The sequence below is a fragment of the Rufibacter hautae genome, assembly GCF_008271695.1.
Taxonomy (GTDB): domain Bacteria; phylum Bacteroidota; class Bacteroidia; order Cytophagales; family Hymenobacteraceae; genus Nibribacter; species Nibribacter hautae.
This window is the reverse complement of the sequence record NZ_VKKY01000003.1, coordinates 470,524-493,264: the sequence shown is the minus strand read 5'-3', so window position 1 is coordinate 493,264 and position 22,741 is coordinate 470,524. Positions and strand designations below refer to the sequence as shown.

Annotated in this window: 17 protein-coding genes; 16 read left to right on the top strand and 1 reads right to left on the bottom strand. The window is 55.6% G+C overall.

Annotated features, from left to right (window positions below):
- Nucleotides 1-662 precede the first annotated feature (662 nt).
- From FOA19_RS18530 to FOA19_RS18455, 16 genes are all read left to right on the top strand, one after another.
- The gene (locus FOA19_RS18530; protein ID WP_190300464.1) at nucleotides 663-4,325 is read left to right on the top strand and encodes an MBG domain-containing protein; all 3,663 of its coding nucleotides are present in this window, start codon (nucleotides 663-665) and stop codon (nucleotides 4,323-4,325) included.
- A gap of 756 nt (nucleotides 4,326-5,081) precedes the next feature.
- Entirely contained in the window at nucleotides 5,082-5,513 is a 432-nt protein-coding gene (locus FOA19_RS18525) for a CBS domain-containing protein (RefSeq protein ID WP_149092332.1), read from the top strand.
- Nucleotides 5,514-5,598: 85 nt separating this feature from the next.
- Nucleotides 5,599-6,048 carry an NADH-quinone oxidoreductase subunit A gene (locus tag FOA19_RS18520; protein ID WP_223808979.1) on the top strand — a complete coding sequence of 150 codons (450 nt, stop codon included), beginning with the start codon at nucleotides 5,599-5,601 and terminating at the stop codon, nucleotides 6,046-6,048.
- A complete protein-coding gene (locus FOA19_RS18515) occupies nucleotides 6,029-6,667 on the top strand; it encodes an NADH-quinone oxidoreductase subunit B (protein ID WP_149092331.1) in 639 nt (212 codons plus the stop codon). Before FOA19_RS18520 ends, FOA19_RS18515 begins: the two co-directional genes overlap by 20 nt.
- A gap of 135 nt (nucleotides 6,668-6,802) precedes the next feature.
- Nucleotides 6,803-8,554, top strand: coding sequence for an NADH-quinone oxidoreductase subunit C/D (gene nuoC / locus FOA19_RS18510; RefSeq protein ID WP_149092330.1), 1,752 nt, complete (start codon nucleotides 6,803-6,805; stop codon nucleotides 8,552-8,554).
- Between the two features lie 347 nt (nucleotides 8,555-8,901).
- The gene (nuoE, locus tag FOA19_RS18505; protein ID WP_149092329.1) at nucleotides 8,902-9,366 is read left to right on the top strand and encodes an NADH-quinone oxidoreductase subunit NuoE; all 465 of its coding nucleotides are present in this window, start codon (nucleotides 8,902-8,904) and stop codon (nucleotides 9,364-9,366) included.
- Nucleotides 9,367-9,383: 17 nt separating this feature from the next.
- The gene (gene nuoF / locus FOA19_RS18500; RefSeq protein WP_190300463.1) at nucleotides 9,384-10,658 is read left to right on the top strand and encodes an NADH-quinone oxidoreductase subunit NuoF; all 1,275 of its coding nucleotides are present in this window, start codon (nucleotides 9,384-9,386) and stop codon (nucleotides 10,656-10,658) included.
- A 3-nt stretch (nucleotides 10,659-10,661) separates the two neighbouring features.
- Entirely contained in the window at nucleotides 10,662-13,397 is a 2,736-nt protein-coding gene (nuoG, locus tag FOA19_RS18495; RefSeq protein ID WP_149092327.1) for an NADH-quinone oxidoreductase subunit NuoG, read from the top strand.
- Nucleotides 13,367-14,332: an NADH-quinone oxidoreductase subunit NuoH gene (nuoH, locus tag FOA19_RS18490; RefSeq protein WP_149092326.1), complete on the top strand. Its 966-nt coding sequence runs from the start codon at nucleotides 13,367-13,369 to the stop codon at nucleotides 14,330-14,332. Before nuoG ends, nuoH begins: the two co-directional genes overlap by 31 nt.
- Before the next feature lie 53 nt (nucleotides 14,333-14,385).
- Nucleotides 14,386-14,901: an NADH-quinone oxidoreductase subunit NuoI gene (gene nuoI, locus FOA19_RS18485; RefSeq protein ID WP_149092325.1), complete on the top strand. Its 516-nt coding sequence runs from the start codon at nucleotides 14,386-14,388 to the stop codon at nucleotides 14,899-14,901.
- A gap of 11 nt (nucleotides 14,902-14,912) precedes the next feature.
- Entirely contained in the window at nucleotides 14,913-15,440 is a 528-nt protein-coding gene (nuoJ, locus tag FOA19_RS18480; protein ID WP_149092324.1) for an NADH-quinone oxidoreductase subunit J, read from the top strand.
- Nucleotides 15,437-15,745, top strand: a complete 309-nt coding sequence (gene nuoK, locus FOA19_RS18475) for an NADH-quinone oxidoreductase subunit NuoK (RefSeq protein WP_149092323.1) — start codon at nucleotides 15,437-15,439, stop codon at nucleotides 15,743-15,745. Before nuoJ ends, nuoK begins: the two co-directional genes overlap by 4 nt.
- Before the next feature lie 2 nt (nucleotides 15,746-15,747).
- The gene (nuoL, locus tag FOA19_RS18470) at nucleotides 15,748-17,640 is read left to right on the top strand and encodes an NADH-quinone oxidoreductase subunit L (RefSeq protein WP_149092322.1); all 1,893 of its coding nucleotides are present in this window, start codon (nucleotides 15,748-15,750) and stop codon (nucleotides 17,638-17,640) included.
- Complete coding sequence (gene nuoM / locus FOA19_RS18465) at nucleotides 17,637-19,202, top strand: NADH-quinone oxidoreductase subunit M (RefSeq protein ID WP_149092321.1); 1,566 nt, start codon at nucleotides 17,637-17,639, stop codon at nucleotides 19,200-19,202. The genes nuoL and nuoM overlap by 4 nt, the downstream gene beginning before the upstream one ends.
- Entirely contained in the window at nucleotides 19,189-20,640 is a 1,452-nt protein-coding gene (locus FOA19_RS18460) for an NADH-quinone oxidoreductase subunit N (protein ID WP_149092320.1), read from the top strand. Before nuoM ends, FOA19_RS18460 begins: the two co-directional genes overlap by 14 nt.
- Nucleotides 20,641-20,834: 194 nt before the next feature.
- A complete protein-coding gene (locus FOA19_RS18455; RefSeq protein WP_149092319.1) occupies nucleotides 20,835-21,608 on the top strand; it encodes an SDR family oxidoreductase in 774 nt (257 codons plus the stop codon).
- Between the two features lie 185 nt (nucleotides 21,609-21,793).
- On the opposite strand, the gene FOA19_RS18450 is transcribed toward FOA19_RS18455, so the two are convergent.
- Entirely contained in the window at nucleotides 21,794-22,687 is an 894-nt protein-coding gene (locus FOA19_RS18450; RefSeq protein ID WP_223808978.1) for an ATP-grasp domain-containing protein, read from the bottom strand.
- Nucleotides 22,688-22,741 lie beyond the last annotated feature (54 nt).

Here is a 22,741-nt window from a genome sequence, read left to right as displayed (position 1 = left end):
ACCTATACAGGTTTCATGCCGGAATTCCTGAGAAATCTTGCCCACATTTAAAGAAGGCGTTTGCCTAAAAGGTTAAAACAATAGGTTATCTTTAGTTAAGAAAAAGAGATTGACACCAGCCTTGCGAAAATTACCTGCTCTTCCAACAGGATTGCTGCTCATTTAAGGGAAAGCAGCCAAAATCGTAGTCCTAGAGCTCTAGTCAGGAAACGGGGCGAAAGAGTTTGGAATGGTTCTTATTTTCTTATACGTTGTCCCTCCCTTCTGGAGCATCAGAAGTGTTCCAATGTTCTCCTACCGGCAGCCACCCCCTCCCGCCGAATTAAATGCTTCGTTAACAACCATCCGGTGTTGAGTTTCATCTCTCCTTGGGTGCGCCTTCACCTGATCTTTGGTTTTAGCTGAGAGCCACACCTGGGCTACCCACCTATCTGATTGCCCCCGCCAATTACGTAGGCAACGTAGCGAATACAGGAAATCACTTTAGATTATTTCAACAGGTCTGTTCCTGTCACCCTGGGTCAGGGAACAGATCATATCCTCTCCCCTTGCCGCTTGTGTTCCTTTCCAGGCAACTATACAGGCGTAGAAGTTCCTCCCTCCAGTGGGGGAAACAGATGCGATTGCACTATGCTTACGGTACATCTTACTGTGTAACCAAGATGAAAAAGCATTTATCCTTCCTTTGGTTGTTCCTATTGGCAACGATCATCTCCAGTTCGGGGCAAACCCTTAAACCCAAATCAATAGATACAGACGGCATTGTCTACTCCATGGCACAATCAGGCGATACTGTCTTCCTGGGTGGCTCTTTTAGCATGCTCGGCTTCAATATTGGGCCTGCCGCTTTACTATCTACCACCTCAGACGTACCAGACCGTACCTTTCCTATAGTAGAAGGCTTCGTATATGTGTCTATTCCTGACGGTTCGGGCGGATGGTACCTGGGTGGCTCTTTCAGTTACGAAGTGGCGGGGGAGACGCGCAGTAGCCTGGCCCATGTGCTTCCCAACCATACTTTTGACCCCGGCTTTGATGCGCAACCAGACCGTGATGTTCAAAAGCTCATTCTCTCCGGCTCCACCCTTTACACTTCTGGTTCTTTTACTCAGATAGGGGGAGAAAACAGGAATTACTTGGCCGCCCTGAGCGCTTCCACCGGAAAGGCCACCACATGGGCTCCACAACCCGACAATTATGTAGCGGACATCGAACTTTATGAATCTACCCTCTTTGTATCTGGAAGTTTTGCTCAAATAGGAGGAAAAACGCAAATAGAAGGACAAAACAGAATTATAATAGCTGCCCTGAGCACCTCCACTGGCAAGGCCACCGAATGGACCCTTCAGCTAGATGGGGGCATTTCAGCCATGGCACTGGATGGCAACATCCTCTATTTAGGAGGTGGCTTTACCCAAATGGAAGGCCAGAACCGCCAGAATCTGGCTGCAGTGGACCTATTATCGGGAGCGCTCACTCCCTTCGCCCCCAAAGTAGATAATTATGTAAATGACCTTTCTATCTCTGGCGCAACCCTCTATGCTGCCGGTGACTTCAGCCGGATCAATGGCATTCTCCGCCCCTTTCTGGCGGCCATGAACACCACCACAGGACAGGTCTCCTCGTGGAATCCGCATCCGAATGGGCCAGTCTATCAAGTCGCCCTCTCTGGCACTACGCTCTACGCCGTAGGAAATTTCGACCGAATCGGCAGCCATCGCCGCCCTTATGTGGCGGCCATCAGCCTCTCCACGGGGCAAATAGTTAACTGGACGCCTGAACCTAATTTTTTTGTGTACTCCGTCACAGTTTGGGGCAATGCCGTCCTGGTGGGGGGATCCTTCACCTTTCTGAAAACCACCTACCGTGACAATCTGGCTGCCTACTCAGCCAGTACGGGGAAAGTTCTATCCTGGAAACCAGGAGCGTATGGTACGTATATTTATATTCCATTTAAGCCACCTATCACGGGCAGAGTGAATGTAGTGCGTGTGCAGGGCTCCACCGTTTATGTGGGGGGAGATTTTCACTATTTAGGTGGCCAACCTCGCCTCAATATAGGAGCCCTCAGTCGCACCTCAGGTCTTGCTACCCCTTGGGATCCGGGAGCAAACGGGAAAGTCTTTGCCCTGGAGGTAGATGGAGCTACTATCTACGCAGGAGGTACCTTTACCCGGATTGGCGGGAAGAGCCGGCATTACGTAGCAGCCCTGGAGAACACTTCCGGTACCGCCTCTCCCTGGAATCCGATACTGGACAATACGGTCCATGCCTTGGCGGTAAACAATTCAACCATCTTTGTAGGGGGTTCTTTCACCAAAGTAGGCCAGCAGGATCGTGGGTCCCTTGCGGCCTTTAAGAAAACCGGGGGATTTCTTCTGTCCTGGAATCCCTTGGCCAACGGGAGGGTTTATGCTTTGGCCTTGGATAGCTCCCTCGTTTACGCCGGGGGCTCCTTCACCCAGGTAGGAGGCCAGAATCGTTCTTACGTGGCGGCTCTGGAGATGAAGAAAGGTCTGGCTACGGTCTGGAACCCAAACCTGAATGACACCGTCTTCGCCCTTATGCAGGGGCAGGGTTACCTGTTTGCGGGAGGTTCTTTCAGCAGGGCAGGAGAGCAACCGGTAAGTAACTTTGCCATGCTTGATACAAGCATGGGAGCCGCGGTAGGGAACTACCCGCAGTTCAACAAACCTGTCCATGCGCTACACTACCATTCGGCATCTTCCACCCTTCATACAGGAGGCCAGTTTACCTTTATTGGAGACGCGGCTCGAAGTTATCTAGCTTCTTTTAACGTTAGCCCTAACCAATCTGCTAGTGACCAGGTAATCACCTTCCATCCCAAAGGAGATAGAACCCTGCTAGAGGATCCCGTCACTTTAGAGGCCACCGCAAGTTCTGGTTTACCGGTCCTCTTTAGTGTAGTGTCTGGCCCGGCAACTATTTTAGGGAACCTACTCACTTTTACGTCGGCTGGCACCGTGGTGGTACAGGCATCACAGCCCGGAAACAAAAATTTCAATCCTGCCCCCGTGGTAGTGAGATCCATTGTGGTTAGGAAAGCAAAAGCCACTATCCAGCTGGATAAAATGACAACCTTGTATAATGGCTCTGTCCAGGCACCCACTTTTACTACTTCTCCTGCCAACTTACCCGTGACCCTTACTTTTGATGGCAGCACTACCCTTCCTGTGAATGCCGGGGGCTACGAGGTAGTTGCCACGGTGAACACAGCTACTTACCAAGGCTCAGCCAGTGGGTTCTTCGTGATCCGGAAAGTCCGCCAGCAACTTAGGGTGCCTACCATACCGGACCTGACGGTGGGAGGTACCCCTTATAAAATTCCGCCTACCGCTGCTAACGGTCTGCCGGTTTTGGTAGAGGTTATCTCAGGGCAGGTTAAAATAGAGAATGGGTTCCTGATTCCCATTGGGCCAGGCGGAGGGTGTATCGCCTTCAGCCAACCCGGTGATGCCAACTACTTACCCTCTGGGAAGATCCAAAGGTGCTTCACCATTCACCCGGCCGAAGGAATCACCCATGAGGTGTGGGCCAGCATTCCTTCCAGCCTGGTAGACATCCATCAGCTTCCCTCAACCCCGCCCACCAGCACCAGCACCATTACCTCCTTCATGGCTCCATCTAACCTAGGTGACAACTACTTCGCCCGGGTGCGGGCCTATCTACTCGTTCCCATTTCCGGCGAATACCGCTTCCACCTTACGGCGGATGACCGGGCAGAGGTAAGGTTGAGCCCGGATGAAGACCCCTCGAAAATGGCCCGGATCGCCTACTTGCGCCGGGCAACCAAGGCCGGCAGGTACCACGACTTCGCTTCCCAACAGTCGGAACTCATTTACCTGGAGGCCGGTCGCCGCTACTACATAGAGGCCGTGATGCGCGAGTTTAGATTCAAAGACCACCTCTCTGTAGCCTGGACCAAGCCCAATGGTACCATGGAGGTTATTCCCGGCGCTAACCTTATCCCCTTCACTTCTACACCTTCCTTAGAAGTCATGGCTGCTGCGGCGCGACAGATTCCACCTGTACCCGAAGTTTTCCTGGATAACTTCACGGCCAGCCCGAATCCCTTCTCAGACAAGGTGACCATAAGCTTTTCCCTGGCAAATGACGAAGAGGTGAGGCTGGAGATGTACACTTTCCAAGGGCAATTGGTAAAAACTCTCCACGTAGGGAAGGCTGAGGCAGGCAAGGTAAACCGCTATGAGTTTGAGAGCGGTTTACATGCCAATGGGGTTTATATTTGTCGGATAACAGTGGCCGGAAAGTCAATCCTCAAAAGACTGTTGCTTCACCGGTAACCTTAAGGTCAAGTTGGAAAGCCGAGGCTCCTAATGGAAGCCTCGGCTTTTTTGCACCAAGTACCACCCTAGTAGAAACCCACTGTTACTGCCCTCAACCCACAGGGGTGGGTACAAAAGCTATTTGTGAACTTATCTATTCCGTTTTAGCCCGTTTTCTGGAAAACACCTCAAAAATGATTAAGCGCTTCCCTTTGCCTGGGCTTCTATTCCAGAAATCAGCCTCCCGCCGCTGATGAGGGGTCTGGTGAATTGAAAACGCAGGCGGGAAGATCTCTCAAAAGAGACGGCCCATCCCGTTTCGCCGGCGTTTTTCAGAAAATAGCCAGTAAACGGAATGCGGAATTGCGTATCTTCAGAAGGCCTTACCGGGTCGTCCTCCTCCCGCCGGGCCGCGGTACCGGGTTTTGGGTAGGCATTACGTCAATTAAGGTTTTCCGCCTCTTTTTCCTGAAATGTAACGTTTCCTGCCGATGCGTTACAGGCCACGGTCCTTATGGACAGTGTCTTGGCCCCAGGGTTATGGGACGTCACTGCGGCACCCGTGGCCCCAGCCCCCGCCACTCACCCCTCCGGAGATTGCCGCTATGGAAGCCGCCCTCTTAATTACAAATTTTCATTTTGGTAAAAAAAGAAAGAAAAATAATGTAATTATTAAAATAAATATTATATTTCTCATATCTTATAGATTCTTGGCAAAAAGAGTAATCATTCCCTTTACACATTCTAGAAATCTCTTGCGGAGGAAGAGGCAAAATGGGTAAGGTCAGAAATATTTTAGCCAGCAAAGGGCACGCTATCTACTCGATAGAACCCGACGACACCGTGTACCAGGCACTGGAACTCATGTGCGAGAAAAACCTGGGAGCCCTCTTGATCATAGACCGGGGAAGATTCACCGGCATCTTTACCGAACGTGATTACGCCCGCAAGGTGATTCTGAAGGGGAAAGCCTCCAAAGAAACCCTGGTACGGGAAATCATGAGCGAACGCCCCATCACCGTTACCCCAGACACCCCTATTGAAGATTGCATGAAACTCATGACCCAAAGTTACATCCGGCACCTTCCGGTGATGGAGAACGGGGAATTGGCGGGGTTGATTTCCATCGGGGACGTGGTAAAATACATCATTGACGAGCAGAAATTCATCATCGAGAACCTGGAGCATTACATAACCGGTCACTAACGGCACTTCGCCGGCGGTGTGTTCATGTGAACCTTTCCTACATGCGGTAACCAGAATCCAAACGATTCCCTGGAGGGGATGCGCTTTGACCAATTCTCCCGAAAATCCTGCCCTGCTCTGGCCTTTGCTGGTCTACACAGCCATTGTGCTCAGCCTGGCCGGCATCATCCTCACCATTTCCCATTTCCTGGGTGGCCGACACCATGAGCGCGCCACTGGTGAACCCTATGAAGGGGGCATCATCAGCACAGGTACAGCCCGATTGCGTTTCTCTTCCCAGTTCTACCTGATTGCCATGCTCTTCGTCATTTTTGACGTGGAAACCATCTTTATTGTGTCCTGGGCCATCGCGTTTCAGGAACTGGGCTGGTACGGCTACTTTGGGGTGCTGGCGTTCATTGTACTGCTGGTGGTGGTGCTGATCTATGAGTGGCGCAATGGGGCCCTGGACTTCGGTCCGGATGGCAAGAAGATTCTGCAGGCGTATAAGAAAATCACCCTAAAAGAGACCCGGCATGAAGTGGTGGCTGAGTAGACCAGAACAACCAACGGGCGCCCTAAAAGGCACCGGTTCTTACGAGGACACCATGCAGCAGAGCATCATGCTCAGCTCCATGCAAAGCCTGCTGGCCTGGGGCCGGAAAAACTCCATGTGGCCGTTCCACTTCGGGTTGTCCTGCTGTTTCGTGGAGATGGCCACCAGCATGACGCCCAAGTACGATCTGGCCCGTTTCGGGGCCGAGGTAATCCGGGGAACGCCCCGCGAGGCCGATGTCATGATCATCGCCGGCACGGTCTTCATCAAAATGGCACCCATCATTCAACGCCTGTACGAGCAGATGATGGAACCCCGCTGGGTTATTTCCATGGGGTCTTGCGCCAACTCGGGCGGTATGTATGACATCTACAGCGTGGTACAGGGCGTGGACAAATTCCTGCCCGTAGATTTGTACGTGCCCGGCTGCCCGCCCCGTCCCGATGCGTTCATGGAAGGCTTGGTGCTGTTGTCAGAATCGGTAGGGAAAGAGAAGCGGCCGCTGAGCTGGAGCGTGGGCGAGCAGGGCATCATCCGACCAGATAATACTGATGTGAAAGCCCGCAAAGTAGAACACCGCCGGCAGATGACTGATTTCCGGTCCCCCGACGAGATATAAATCAGACAACAATCAAGCAGGAAATAAAAATCAGAATAGCCCCAAAAAGCTAGTGGAACCACGATGGTGTAGAGGAAGGATGTAAAGTACAAAAGGACAAGGATTTGCCTAAAATGGCAACAAAACGCCTGTACAATGGATAGCAACGGCAACCTTCTGGCGCAACTGCAATCCCGTTTCGGTGAGGGCACCTTCATCGTACAGACCACCAAGGATGAGATTCTCACCCTCTGGATGCCTGTGGCCCAAGCTAAAGAGATCCTGCATTACCTCAAAAAAGAGATCCCGCAACCCTTCCCTTTTCTCTACGACCTCTGCGCCCTGGACGAACGCACCCGCAACCGGGCTACGAACCACGTCCCCCACGCCGATTTCACCATTGTCTACCATTTGTTCTCCTACGCGCAGAATCTCTTCATCCGGCTGAAGGTGGGTCTGTTTGGCGAGTATCCTTCGCTACCCAGCATCACCGGGCTGTGGGCCAACGCCAACTGGTATGAGCGGGAGATTTTTGACCTCTTCGGGATCAAGTTTGAAGGGCACCCCAACCTGTCGCGCATTCTCATGCCGCGTACCTGGGAAGGCCACCCGTTGCGCAAGGAGCACCCGGCGCGGGCCACCGAGATGGGACCTTTTAGATTATGGGACGAAAAGCAGGATCGTGAGCAGGAGGCATTAAGGTTCAAGCCCGAGGAATGGGGCATGGCGCGCCAGAGCGAAGACAGTGATTTCATGTTCCTCAACATCGGGCCGCAGCACCCGGGCACGCACGGCGTTTTACGCATTATTTTGCAATTAGACGGCGAAGACATTGTGGATGCCGTGCCCGACATCGGGTTCCACCACCGCGGGGCCGAGAAGATGGGCGAACGGCAGTCTTGGCACACCTACATTCCTTACACTGACCGCGTGGATTACCTGGGCGGCGTGATGAACAACCTGGCCTACCTGCTGGCGGTGGAGAAACTGGCGGGTATTGAAGTGCCGGAGCGGGTGAAGGTGATCAGGGTCATGATGTGCGAATTCTTCCGGATTGCGAGCCATTTGGTGTGGTACGGCACGTTTGCGCAGGATTTGGGGCAGCTCTCGCCGGTGTTCTACATGTTCTCTGACCGCGAAAAGGTCTTTGAGGTGGTGGAGGCCGTTTGCGGCGGTCGCATGCATCCCAACTGGTTCCGGATTGGCGGCGTGTCACAGGATCTGCCCAAAGGCTGGGAAACGCTGGTGCAGGGTTTTCTGGACTATTTCCCCAAAAGGCTCAAAGAATACGACAGCATGGTGCTGAAGAACAGCCTGTTCAAAGCCCGCACCGTGGGCATCGGGATCTTCACCGCCGAGGAAGCCATTGAGTGGGGCGTGACCGGGGCCAACCTGCGAGCCTGCGGCATGGACTGGGATTTCCGGAAAACGCGGCCTTACTCGGGCTACGAAATGTTCGATTTTGAGGTGCCCATCGGCCAGAACGGCGACTGTTATGACCGGGCGCTGGTGCGCGTAGCCGAGATGCGGCAAAGTCTGCGCATCATTGAACAGTGCCTCAAGAACATGCCCGCCGGTTCCTACAAAGCCGACCATCCGTTGACCACGCCGCCTCTCAAAAAGCACACCATGCAGGACATCGAGACGCTGATCACGCACTTTCTGAACGTGAGTTGGGGACCGGTGATCCCCGCGGGCGAGGCTATGAGTTGCATTGAGGCCACCAAAGGCGCCAACAGCTATTATCTCACCTCAGACGGCAACACCTCGGCGTACCGCGTCCGCATCCGCACCCCCTCCTTCCCCCACATGCAGATGCTGCCCTACATCAGCCGCGGCTATACCGTCGCCGACCTGCTCTCCATCCTCGGCGCCATGGACTACGTGCTAGCCGATATTGACAGGTGACGAATTTTGAATGAGAGATTGAGTGATGGAGTGAATGTTGGAGTGAATGAGGAGAGAACCTTCGGCAATGCAGTACAAACAGACTCTCGTTTTGGGCTGATTTTAAGAAAACAGCCTCTAAACGGCCCGGCAAAATCGGGAATGTTGAGAGTAGAGGAAGCAAAGCCGAGGTCTACATAGATACAGTGAATGTCCGCCTGAGTTCTCTGTTTTTAGGCTGGTTTCTGGAAAACAGGCCTGAAACAGGGAACATCAGGTGAGCTAATCACCAAGACAAACATCGACTCAATTTTACAAACAGCAGCACTGCTGCTGAGGAAACGAACAAGTACTTAACCGAAGAACAGATGCTGACCACGGAGGAAATCGCGCAGATTGAACATGAGATTAGCCTGGTGCCGCAGCGGAAGGCGGCCTGCATTGAGGCCCTGAAGGTGGTGCAGCAGCACCGCGGCTGGGTCTCGGATGAAAGCCTCAAAGACACGGCCACCATGCTGGGGATGTCGGCGGAGGAGTTGGACAGCGTGGCCACGTTCTACAACCTCATCTTCAGGCAGCCGGTGGGCCGCCACGTAATTCTGCTCTGCGACAGCATCAGTTGCTGGGTCATGGGCTATGAGCAGATCAGGGACCACCTCATACAGAAACTGCAGATCAAATACGGCGAGACCACTCCTGATGGCCGCTTTACGCTTCTGCCCAACGTCTGCCTGGGCACCTGCGACCGCGCCCCCGCCCTCATGATTGACGACCATCTGTACCAGAACGTGACCATTGAGGAGTTAGACGACATCTTGCACCACCACAGATAAACCGCCCGGCCATAGCCATGGAAAGACCCTTGACCAAACACATCCACCCCGATAGAGAACCCCTCAGCCTGCAGGAGTACGAGCGGGTGGGCGGCTACCAGGCGGTGCGGAAAGCCCTGCTGGAGCTCTCACCCGAGGTGGTGGTGACGCTGGTGAAAGACTCCAATCTGCGGGGCCGCGGCGGGGCCGGGTTCAACACTGGGCTCAAGTGGAGCTTCGTGCCGATGGGTCCGGACGTGCCCCGGCCCAAATACCTGGTAGCGAACGCCGATGAGATGGAGCCCGGCACCTTCAAAGACCGCCTGCTCCTGGAAGGCAATCCGCACCAATTAATTGAGGGCATGATCCTCGCGTCCTACGCCATTGGGGCGGATATTAGTTATGTGTTCCTCCGCTGGGCCTACAAGAAAGCGGCCCAAGGCATTGTCAAAGCCATTCAGGAAGCCTATAATGCTGGGTACCTTGGGCAGAATATTCTGGGCACGGGCTTCAGTCTGGAGATGCATTTGCACACCGGAGTGGGCCGCTACATGTGCGGCGAAGAAACCGCGCTGCTCAATGCCTTGGAAGGCAAACGCGCCATGCCGCGGGCCAAGCCACCGTTCCCGCAGGTGAGCGGCCTGTACGGCAAACCCACCATCGTGAACAACGTGGAAACGCTCTGCTGCCTGCCCCACATCGTGAACCACGGCGCCGAATGGTTCAAAGGCCTGAGCCGCACCCAGGATGCCGGCACCAAGATCTACGGCGTGAGCGGCAAGGTGAAACGGCCCGGTGCCTGGGAACTGCCTATGGGCGTCACCATCCGGGAACTGGTGGAAGAATACGCCGGGGGCATGCTGGACGGCTACAAGTTCAAGGGTGCCCTGCCTGGCGGCGCCTCCACCGATTTCCTGGTAGAGCAGCACCTGGACACGCCCATGGATTACACCTCCATCGCGGCGGCGGGCAGCCGCATGGGCACCGGCACCATGATCATTCTGGACGACCAGACCTGCCCCGTGGGCTTCGTGCACAACCTCCAGCATTTCTTCGCGCAGGAATCCTGCGGTTTCTGTACGCCCTGCCGCGAGGGTCTGCCCTGGGTGGAGAAAGTGCTGCTTTCCATTGACCGCGGCGAAGGTCGGCCCGAAGACATGAATATCCTTGATTTCCATACCAAATACCTTGGCCCGGGCAACACGTTTTGCGCGTTAGCTCCCGGTGCTATGGAACCCCTGCAGAGCGCCCTGAAATACTTCCGGGAGGATTTTGAACGCCACATCCATGATCACCAATGTCCCTGGAAATAGGCCATGCCCACCATTTACATAGACAACGTGCCCTATGAGGTAACTGCCGGCAAAAATCTGCTGGAGGCCTGCCTATCCTTAGGCAAAGACCTGCCCTACTTCTGCTGGCATCCGGCCATGGGCTCGGTGGGGGCTTGCCGCCAGTGCGCTGTGAAAATCTTCAAAGACGAAGCTGACACAAAAGGCCGCCTCATCATGTCCTGCATGGAACCGGTGCGCGACAACCTGCGCCTGTCCATTGAGGAGCCCGAGGCCAAAGAATTCCGGGAGCACGTGATTGAGTGGCTCATGACCAATCACCCGCACGACTGCGCCGTTTGCGACGAAGGCGGTTCCTGCCATTTGCAGGACATGACCGTAATGACGGGCCACTCGTATCGCCGCTTCCAGTTCAAAAAACGCACCTACCAGAACCAGTACCTGGGCCCGTTCCTCAACCATGAGATGAACCGCTGCATCCAGTGCTACCGCTGCGTGCGCTACTATAAAGATTATGCCGGCGGTAAAGACCTGGACGTGTTCGGGGCGCACAACCACGTGTACTTCGGGCGGGCCGAGGACGGCGTACTGGAAAGTGAGTTCAGCGGCAACCTGGCCGAGGTCTGCCCCACCGGCGTCTTCACCGACAAAACCCTGAAACAGCACTACACCCGCAAATGGGACCTCACCATGGCGCCCTCGGTGTGCCACCACTGCAGCTTGGGCTGTAACATCACCGCCGGCGAACGCTACGGTTCCTTGCGGCAGATTACCAACCGCTACAACGGCGAGGTGAACGGCTATTTCCTTTGTGACCGGGGTCGGTTTGGCTATGAGTTCGTGAACGGCCCGGCACGGATAAGAAAAGCGTTGGTACGAACCAAACTTCCCGAGGCCGTTTCCCGCGAGGAAGCCTTGCAGGAAGTCACCACGCAACTCAAAACTGCCCGGGTTATTGGCATCGGCTCGCCGCGCGCTTCGCTGGAATCCAACTTCGCGCTGAAGGCTCTGGTGGGCGAGGACAATTTCCACAGCGGCGTCTCCGACACGGATTATGACATGGTGAATATGAGCCTGAAGATCCTGCAGAGTACGCCGGCCCGCACGTTCAGTTTGCGGGAAGTGGAGAAAGCCGATGCCGTTTTCATTCTGGGCGAGGACCTGATCAACACCGCTCCCCGGCTGGGCTTGGCGGTAAGGCAATCAGGGCGGCAACAACCGCTGGAAACGGTGATGCAAGCCAGTATCCCGTATTGGCAGGATGCCGCCGCCCGGGAGCTGGTGCAGGAGCAGCACGGGCCGCTTTTCATGGCCACGCTCACCGCCACCAAACTGGATGAGATCGCCACCGCCACGCTACACGCCTCTCCGGATACCATCGCCCGCCTGGGCTTTGCTGTGGCCAACCTCATCAGCGCCGGATCGCCGGAGGTGACGCATTTATCAGAGGAAGAGCAGGCCCTGGCAGAGCAGATTGCCCAGGCGTTGGTGAAAGCCAAAAAGCCTTTGATCATCTCGGGCTGCTCCACGGGCAGCGAAGCCGTGCTGGAAGCAGCAGCTAACCTCACTGCGGCCTTACACGCCCAAAACCCCGAAACCGGCCTCGTGCTCACCCTGCCCGAATGCAACAGCATGGGCCTGGCGATGTTGGGCGGTCACCGACTCGATTCCGCTTTTGCGGCCATTCATAACGGCTATGCCGAGGCGGTCATCATCCTGGAGAACAACCTGCACCGCTGCGCCGATAAAGCAGAAGTAGACCGTTTCCTGGGCAAAGCCAAACAGGTCATCGTGTTGGACCACCTGCACCACGCCACCACTGAGAAAGCCCATGTACTGCTGCCCGCCGGCGCCTTCTCGGAGGCAGATGGCACCTTGGTGAACAACGAGGGTCGGGCCCAACGCTTCTACCAGGTCTACCCCACTGCTGAGGACATCCAGGAAAGCTGGCGCTGGCTCGCGCAAATAGGCCAGGCGCTGCACGTGCCCCTGATGAGCCAATGGGAGAACATAGATGACGTGAACCGCGCCCTGATGGAGGTTGAGCCTAAGTTCAGAAGTCTAGAAGCCCTGGCTCCGCCCGCTGGTTTCCGGATCTCCGGCCAGAAAATACCCCGGGAAACCCACCGGTTCAGCGGCCGCACCGCCATGTTCGCCCACCATAACGTGAGCGAAGCCAAACCGCCCCAAGACCCTGATTCCCCGCTTTCCTTTACCATGGAAGGCTACCGGGGCCAACCGCCTTCACCTATTACGCCTTTCTTCTGGGCGCCCGGCTGGAACTCCATGCAGTCGGTGAACAAGTACCAGGACGAAGTGGGCGGGCATCTGCGGTACGGCGATCCGGGCATCCGGCTCATAGAACCAGGGCAGGACGGGCTCAACCGCTATTACCACGATGTGCCCGAAGACTTCCAGCCGCTGAAAGACCACCTGTTCGTGCTGCCGCTGCCCCACATTTTCGGGTCGGAGGAGTTGAGCTCGTTTTCGCCCGGGATTGCAGAAAGAGCCCCAAAACCCTATGTGGCCCTGAACCCGAGGGACGCCCAGACCTTTGGTTTGGAAGCAGGTGAGATCCTCAGTTTCACGCTGAACCACCAGACCTTCCGGCTGCCGGTGAAACTGTATCCTGAGCTCTCGCCGGGCACCGCTGGGGTACCCAGAGGCTTACAAGATGTTCCGTTTTTTGAAGTACCCGCCTGGGCCATCATCCTTAAACCAGAACCCGCATGGAAGAATCAACCTCACACTATCTCCTGATCATTGGGGGCGTGCTATTTGGGCTGCTGAACGTGGCCGCGGGGCTCATCTGGGTGGAACGCCGGATGCTGGCGCTCTGGCAGGACCGCTACGGCCCTAACCGCGCGGGACCTTTCGGGCTGTTCATCGTGTTGGCAGATACCCTGAAGCTGTTCTTCAAGGAAGACTGGATTCCGCCGCTGGCGGATAAAGTGGTGTTTGTGATTGCGCCGGCCATTGTGCTGGTGACGGTGCTGCTGGGTTTTGTGGTGGTGCCGTTCGCGCCCGGCATCGTGGTGGCCGACCTCAACATCGGGCTCCTGTTTTTCCTGGCTATGTCGTCTATGGGCGCCTACAGCATCATTCTGGGCGGTTGGGCCTCTAACAACAAGTACGCCTTGCTGGGGGCCATGCGGGGCGCAGCGCAGATGATTTCCTACGAGGTGTTCATGGGGTTGGCGCTCATGGGCGTGGTGCTGTTGACCGGCACTTTTAACATGACCACCATTGTAGAGGCGCAGCGCGATCTATGGTTTTTCATTCCGCAGTTCCTGGGCTTTGTCATCTTCTTCATCGCCGGCGTGGCCGAGACCCACCGCCTGCCCTTTGACATTCCGGAATCGGAGAGCGAGTTGGTGGCGGGGTTCCACTCAGAGTACTCGGGCATGAAGTTCGGGATGTTCTTCATTGGCGAGTACCTGGGCATTACGCTGATCTCCTGCATGGTGGTGACGCTGTACTTCGGGGGATGGCTGGGACCTGGGTTTCTGCCGCCGCTGGTTTGGTTCGCCATCAAGGTGTTCGCCTTCATCAGTTTGTTCATCCTGTTGCGCGCCTCGCTGCCCCGCCCCCGCTACGACCAACTCATGGAATACGGCTGGAAAATCCTGCTTCCGCTTTCCCTGGTAAACCTGCTGGTAACAGCGGCCATTGTCCTGCTGCAAACTGAGTCTTAACGCATAACCCGTCATCGCTCTTGGGGAGCCCTGGCATAACGAAAGGAGCTGATATGTTTAGTATTCTCAGAAGCATGGGGTTAACCTTCCTGCACGCGTTCCACAAACGCGACACCATCCAGTACCCCGAGGAAAAAGCCAAGCTCTCCACCCGGTGGCGGGGCCGGATTGTGCTCACGCGGGACCCCGACATGGGCGAGCGTTGCGTGGGTTGTTACCTGTGCGCGGCAGCCTGTCCGGTAGACTGTATCTCGCTGCAGTCCACGGAGGACGAGAACGGTCGCCGGTACCCGGATTTCTTCCGGATCAACTTCTCGCGCTGTATTTTCTGCGGATTCTGCGAGGAAGCCTGCCCCACCTACGCCATCCAGCTCATCCCAGACTTTGAGATGGCCGAGTACAACCGCCAGAACCTGGTCTACGAGAAAGAAGACCTCCTCATTGATGGGCAAGGAAAATATCCCGGCTACAACTATTACAAAGTGGCAGGCATGGCCATCGGCGGAAAGGACAAAGGAGAAGGCATCAACGAGAATCCGCCGGTAAACGTGAAAAGCCTCCTGCCTTAACCTGCACCGCCATGGAACTGACCTTTTTCATCGCTGCCGCCATCGCTATTCTCGCAACCATCATGGTGGTCACGCAATACAACCTCATCCATGCGCTGCTGTACCTGGTGGTGTCGTTCCTGGCTATTTCGGTGGTGTTTTTCACATTAGGGGCTCCTTTCATGGCCGCTCTGGAGATCATCATCTACGCCGGGGCCATTGTGGTGCTCATCATCTTCGTGATCATGATGCTGAACCTCACCACCGAAGACATCCAGCATGAAAAGGAATGGCTCCAGCCCCGCATCTGGATCGGCCCGGCCGTGTTGTCCTTCATACTGCTGGTGGAGCTGGTCTACATTTTCACCATTGATACCCCGGCCAACTACCGAAGCACGCCCGTGGAGGCGAAGGCCGTGGGCATGTCTTTGTTTGGGCCCTACGTGCTGGGCGTGCAGTTGAGCGGCATGCTGCTGATGGCGGGCATTGTGGGCGCCTATCATTTGGGCCGGCAGAAGAAGAAAGTAATCCACCGTTTTTTGGAAAGGACCGACGCATGACTACCCTCCCCATGGAATATGGCCTGCTGCTGGCGGGCATCCTTTTCGTCATCGGGCTGGTGAGTCTGCTCATCCGGCGCAACATCATCTTCATGCTCATATCGGTGGAGATCATGCTCAATGCCGCCGGGCTGGCCTTTATAGTGGCCGGTGCCCGCTGGGCCCAGGCCGATGGGCAGGTCATGTTCATTTTCATCGTCACCATGGCTGCCGCCGAGGTCTCCGTGGGCCTGGCCCTGATCCTCCAGTTGTACCACAACCTGAAAACCCTTGACAGCGACGCAGCCAACCTAATGTACGGATAGCTATGGAAAATCTACTCTGGGTCATTCCCGCTTTGCCTTTTGCCGGTGCCCTGCTGCTGATTCTGCTGGGCGGCAGACTGCCCCGTACGGTGGTGTCTCTAATTGGCGTGGGCAGCGTTGGTTTATCGGCCGTGCTCACGTTGCTTTTGGGTTTTCAATTTCTGAGCGATGCTCCCGCAGGAGGCGTGTACCGGCAGGAAGTCTGGCAGTGGTTTAACGTGGCAGGCTTCAACCCGTCCATCGCGTTTCACCTGGATGCGCTGTCTTTAGTGTTCATCTTCGTGATCACGTTTGTGGGTTTCCTGATTCACCTCTACTCCACCGCCTACATGGCCGAGGACGAGGGCTTCACCCGCTTCTTTGCCTACATGAACCTGTTTGTGGGCTCTATGCTGGTGCTGGTGCTCGCGGATAACCTGCTGTTGCTGTACCTGGGCTGGGAAGGTGTGGGTTTGTGCAGTTACCTTTTGATCGGGTTTTGGTATAAAGAGCCCCAAAACGGCTATGCCGCCCGCAAAGCCTTCATCATTACCCGGGTGGGCGACACGGCCATGGCCATTGGCTTGTTCATGCTTTTCCAGTATTTCGGGACGCTGCACATCCAGACCATTTCATCTGAAGCAACTCAAGCTTGGCCCATAGGTGTGCAACCCGCTTTAATCATCGCGTTTCTGCTGTTGGGCGGAGCGGTAGGAAAATCAGGACAGTTACCACTGCAGACCTGGCTCCCCGATGCTATGGCCGGTCCTACGCCAGTGAGTGCCTTAATTCACGCAGCAACCATGGTGACGGCGGGTGTGTACCTTATCGCTAGAATGCACGTGCTGTTTGAGCTGGCGCCGATAGCCCAATTTACCGTGGCAGTCATTGGCGCGGTTACCTTGCTGCTGGCGGGATTTTCTGCGTTGACTCAGTCAGACCTGAAGCGGGTGCTGGCCTATTCCACCATCAGTCAGATTGGCTACATGTTTCTGGCCTTGGGCGTAGGGGCCTGGAGCGCGGGTATCTTCCATTTCATGATCCACGCGTTCTTCAAGGCCCTGCTCTTCCTGGCGGCCGGGGCCATTATTATTTCGCTGCACCATGAGCAGAACATGTTCAAAATGGGCGGCCTCAAAGAGAAAATGCCGGCCGTGTTCTGGACCTTCTTGATTGGGGCGGCTTCATTGGCGGCCTTGCCTTTGGTGACGGCGGGCTTCTACAGCAAAGACCAGATTCTATGGTTGGCCCTGGCGGGCGAACGCGGTAACATCTGGCTGTACCTGGCCGGGCTGGTCGGCGCGTTCATCACCGCCATCTACACCTTCCGGATGGTGTTCATCACGTTCTTCGGCGAAGCCAAAACGCATCTGGAGCATCCGCCGGGCAAGCTCATCGTTTTGCCGTTGGTGGTGCTGGCGGTCCTTTCCACTGTGGCGGGGTTTATTGAGCTGCCGCACAACTTTGGGCACGTGGTGCTGTTCTCTTCCTTTTTGAGCCCGGTTTTGCCAAATCTGCCCGTAAACGAAAGCATGGTCCCTTCTGAGTGGATGTTCCAGGCTATTGCGGCAGCATTCTCTTTGGCCGGGGTTTTCGTCGCCTACCTGGTGTACCTGAAACGACCTGCCCTGCACGAAAGCATCCGAAACTCGGGCGTGGCCATGGCGCTGCACCGGTTCTGGTACTCAGGGTGGGGCTTTGACCGGTTGTATGACAAGCTCTTTGTGCAGCCTTTCGTCTACATGGCCACCCTCAACAAGAACGATTTCATTGACTCTTTTTACCATTTACTGACCCACATTGCCCGGATGTTGAACCGGGGGATGGCCCACACGCAGAGCGGCATCCTGCGCTGGTACATGATGGGCGTGGTAGTGGGCGCCCTTGTGATTATCACCATAAGTCTACTCCCATGATACTCGCCTGGCTCCTTGTTCTTTTATTGGTGGGTGGCATCCTGGCCTGGGTCAGCGACCGTGTCCATCCGCAGTTGCCGCGCTGGGTGGCATTGTCGGTGACGTTGGCCTGTCTGCTCATGACGCTGTTCCTCTGGCTGGAAACCCCGGCCCACACCGCCAACACCTGGCTGATGCGCTATGAAGTACCCTGGATTCCGCAATGGGGTGTTTCCTTTTCGCTGGCCCTGGACGGGCTGAGTTTGCTCATGCTGGCCTTGACGTTCTTCATCGGCCTAGTTTCTATCCTGATTTCCTGGAAAGAGATCCAAACCAAGGTAGGGTTCTTCCATTTCAACATCCTCTGGGTGTTAGCGGGGATTACGGGCGTGTTCCTGACCATGGACCTGTTCCTGTTTTACTTTTTCTGGGAGGTGATGCTCATTCCCATGTACTTCCTCATCGGTATCTGGGGGCATGAGAACCGGACGTACGCGGCCTACAAGTTCTTCATCTTCACGCAAGCCAGCGGGCTGCTCATGCTTTTGTCCATTCTGGGGCTGTATTTTGTGCACGGCACGGCCACAGGCACCTACTCCTTTAATTATTTTGATTTGCTGGGCACTAACTTTCCATTGGGCGTGGAGAAGTGGCTCATGGCAGGTTTCCTGGCGGCGTTCCTGGTGAAATTACCCGTAGTTCCGTTCCATTCCTGGCTCCCCGATGCCCACTCCCAGGCCCCTACCGCCGGTAGCGTGATCCTGGCCGGGCTGCTCTTGAAAACCGGGGCGTACGGATTGCTGCGTTTCGTGGTACCGCTGTTCCCCGAAGCCGCCCAAGTCTTTGCCCCCTGGGCGATGCTACTGGGCGTGATAGGGATTCTGTACGGCGCCATCCTGGCCTTCGCGCAGACTGATCTCAAGCGCCTCATCGCCTACACCAGCGTGAGCCACATGGGCTTTGTGGTGCTGGGCGTTTTCGCTTTCAACCAATGGGCGTACCAGGGCGTGGTGATGCAGATGATTACCCACGGCCTCAGTACCGGCGCCCTATTTATTTTGGCGGGCTTCCTCTACGAGCGGCTCCACACCCGTGACATCCGGCAGATGGGCGGTTTCTGGCCTACTCTGCCTAAAATGGGCGTAATAGCCATGGTGTTTGTCATGGCGTCGCTGGGACTTCCCGGGCTGGGGAATTTCATTGCCGAGTTCCTGACGCTGGTGGGCAGTTGGCGAGCCAGTCCGGTCTTTACCGTTTTCGCGACCATCGGGTTAGTAGCGGCCACGGTGTACTCCCTGCGCATCATGCAAAAAGTGTTCCTGGGCCAGCACCATACTACGCATAGAATGCAGGATCTTTCCCCCAGGGAGTTGGGGATTGCCGTGCCGTTGGTGGTGCTCATTCTGTGGCTCGGGCTGAATCCGCAGCCGGTGTTGGACCTGGCCCGAGGTTCCTTAGAAACGCAATTAGAGGCCTATGCCCAACCATCGCTGAAAATCACTTCCCCCAACTCCGTTACTCTTATCGCCCACCCACAAGATTCGGTTCATACCCTGAAAGGAGGTTCTCATGCGCTTAAATGACGTTCATTACCTCATGCCCGTGCTCATTTTGGTGGCCGGTGCCATTGTAACCATGCTGTCGGTGGCCGTGAAGCGGAACCACCGGGTGGTGTTCGGGCTTACGTTGCTGGCCCACTTTGCGGCTTTGTTCACCCTTTTGCCCCTGCGGGGATTCTCTTACCAGATTCCGCCTTTCCTGATTGTGGACGGCTGGGGCGTGTTCACGATGGGCCTTATTCTCATGACCTCTTTGTTTGTGACGCTGGTGTCGTACGCCTATTTTGAGCAGCGCGAAGAGCGCAAAGAGGAGTACTACATCCTGTTGCTGCTGGCTACGCTGGGTACTTGCGTGCTAGTCATCAGTCAGCATTTCATGGCGCTTTTCCTGGGGCTGGAGGTGCTCAGCGTATCGCTTTACGCGCTTATCTCTTACCTGCGCCTGCGCGAGATGTCTGACGAGGCGGGCATAAAATATCTTATCTTGGCGGCCATGTCCTCGGCGTTCATGCTGTTTGGGATGGCCCTTATGTACGCGGTCACCGGCACCATGTCGTTCACCGATATCGCCGTTTATTTGCGGTCCATGCAGGACATCCCGCTGTTGTTTCTGACCGGTTTCGGTCTGATTGTGGTGGGCGTTGGGTTCAAACTGGGCGTGGTGCCGTTCCATATGTGGGCCCCCGATGTGTACGAAGGCGCGCCGGCTCCCGTGACGGCGTTCATTGCTACGGCGTCCAAGGGCGGCATGATGGGCCTACTCATCCGGTTTATCACCGAGACAGACGGATACCGATACCCCAGCCTGGTACTCATCTTCACCTGCATCGCGTTGGCCTCCATGGTGGCGGGCAACCTGCTGGCCCTCCGGCAGAAGAACATCAAGCGCCTGCTCGCCTACTCTTCCATCGCCCACCTGGGCTACCTGCTCATTGCCTTTCTGGCCGGAAACCAACTGGGCGTGGAGGCGGTGAGCTTTTACCTGGTGGCTTATTTTATCACTACGCTGGGTTCCTTCGGGGTAGTGGCGCTCCTGTCAGACAACATACGCGATGCCGACCAACTGGAGGATTACCGCGGCTTGTTCTGGCGGCGCCCGGCCACGGCGGCCATTTTCACGGCCATGCTGCTGTCGCTGGCCGGCATTCCGCTCACCGCCGGCTTTGTGGGCAAATTCTACATCCTGGCCTCGGGCGTGAATACCCAACAGTGGCTGCTGGTGGCCATGCTGGTGCTCAACAGTGTCATCGGCTTGTACTACTACATTAAAGTAATTGCCGTCATGTTCGCCCAGCCCGAGAAGAAACCCGAGCTCCGCAAGGTTCTGCACCCGGCCGTTTCCTTCGCCAGCGGGGCCACCATGGCCGTACTGGCTTTGCTCCTGGTCTGGATCGGCGTGTATCCAACCACCTTGGTGCAGATCATCCGGGGATTGCTGGTGACGTTTATGGCCTCCCGGTAGCGGCATTTTCATACAGATCAAACCTCTATAAGCCAAAGGCGGCAGGTCTAAATCCGGTCCTGCTGCTTTGGGCTTATTTTCCTGAAATCGGCTTCAAAACACCTTTCCGAAGTAGGCCATCCGCCGACGGGTTTTCTGTTTTGGCAAATTCTGCGTACACTTACCTTCCCATTCATTTTATGAACAAAAAGTAGATGCAGAACAACCGTTGGAGTTTAGAGGGCCGCCGAGCCTTGGTTACCGGAGGCACCAAAGGCATAGGATTAGCTATTGCCGAGGAATTACTTTCCTTCGGGGCCGAGGTACTGATTGTGGCCCGCAAGGAACTGGAGGTAAACCAGGCTGTCACCGATTGGCGCGCCCGGGGCATGAAAGCATCAGGCATGGTGGCCGATGTAAGCCAAGCCGCTGACCGCCATAATTTGCTGCAACTGGTGGAGAATACCTGGGGCACCCTGGACATCCTGGTGAACAACGTGGGCACGAACATCCGGAAGAAAATCGGCGAGTACACGCCCGAAGAATACAGCTACCTGCTGAACACCAATCTCACCTCGGCGTTCGAACTGTGCCGATTGGCCCACCCGTTTTTGAAAGCCTCGCCGCAAGGAAATGTGGTAAACGTTTCCTCAGTGGCCGGACTGGGGCACGTACGCACCGGCGCCATCTACGGCATGACCAAAGCCGCACTGGTCCAGCTCTCCAAGAACCTGGCGGGCGAATGGGCGCCGGACGGAATACGGGTAAACTGCGTAGCGCCGTGGTACATCAGAACGCCCCTCGCCGATCAGGTGCTGCAGAACCAGGAGTACCTGGATAGTGTATTGAGCCGCACGCCTACCCGCACCATCGGGAACCCTGAGGATGTGGCCTCAGCCGTGGCGTTTCTGTGCATGCCTGCCGCCGCGTATATCACTGGTCAGTGCATTGCCGTGGACGGAGGCATGAGCATCAACCTGTTTGGGTAACCGACTCTTTCAAAAGAAGTGTTACAGTGTTTGAGTAGGGGCAATCCCTTGTGGTTGCCCTTTCACGTTTGCTACCGTAAAAGGGCAACCACAAGGGATTGCCCCTACAAAGCTTAAAACAGAAACTCCTCCCCAGCCAATGCCAGGGAGGAGTTTCTGTTTTAGGCCTGTTTCTCTGAAATGGGCTACGAAACGGAAGAAGGCACTTCTTCCATCATCTGCACCAGAGCTTGGTAGTAGTTCTCCAGCGAATCTGGGTGCGTGTGCAGGTACAGGAACGGCTCAATCAGTTCCAGTTCCATTAGTTGCAGTTCCTCGCCTACCACCACGCCATCTACGCGGGCGTACAGACAGCCCTCGGCGAACTGGTCTACCATGGTTTGGGCCTGCGCCAACAGGTGCGCCGGGGCTTCCTGCGGATGAATGGTACCACCAAAGAAATGCTGTACCCTGAAATCACCGTCTTTGGCGGACTTGAGCAGGCAGTGGCTGTACTGGCCGTTGAAGAACAGGAACGACCACTCGCCTTCTTCCTGAATCTGTGGCATGAACGGCTGCGCCAGATAATCTTCTGCTCTCAGCAATTCCTCCAGCTTGGGGGTCACTTCTTCCACTTGGTCAAGAGACACAATGAACGTGTTCTTCGCGCCGCCGCTTACGCAGGGCTTGATGATGAGCTTATCGGTTTGGAACTGGCTAAAGTACTGCTCTAAAGCTACGGCGGTTCCTCTTTTGAGTAACGCAGTAGGCACAATCGGCAATCCGGCTTTCTCCACCTCCAAAAGGTAGTGCTTATCGGCGTTCCAGCGGATGGTAGAGATGGGGTTCAGGGTGCGAATGCCTAATGCTTCCATGCGGTCTAGCCAGGCGCAGAAGGCTGGGAACTTATCAAAATAATCCCACGGCGATTTGAACACCGCCAGATCATATTGCTCCCAGTTCACGGCCGGGTCATGCCAGTCTTCCAGGGTGATGTCAATGCCTTTAGAGGTGAGGTAATCCATCAGGACGCCGTCTTCGCTGCCGCTCAATGAGCCATAGCTGTGAATGGCTTCGTAGGTCACTAATGCTAGTTTCAAGGTTGTTTTTTGGATATAATGAGTGATGTGAAAAAATTCTCTGTGGAGGTTTAA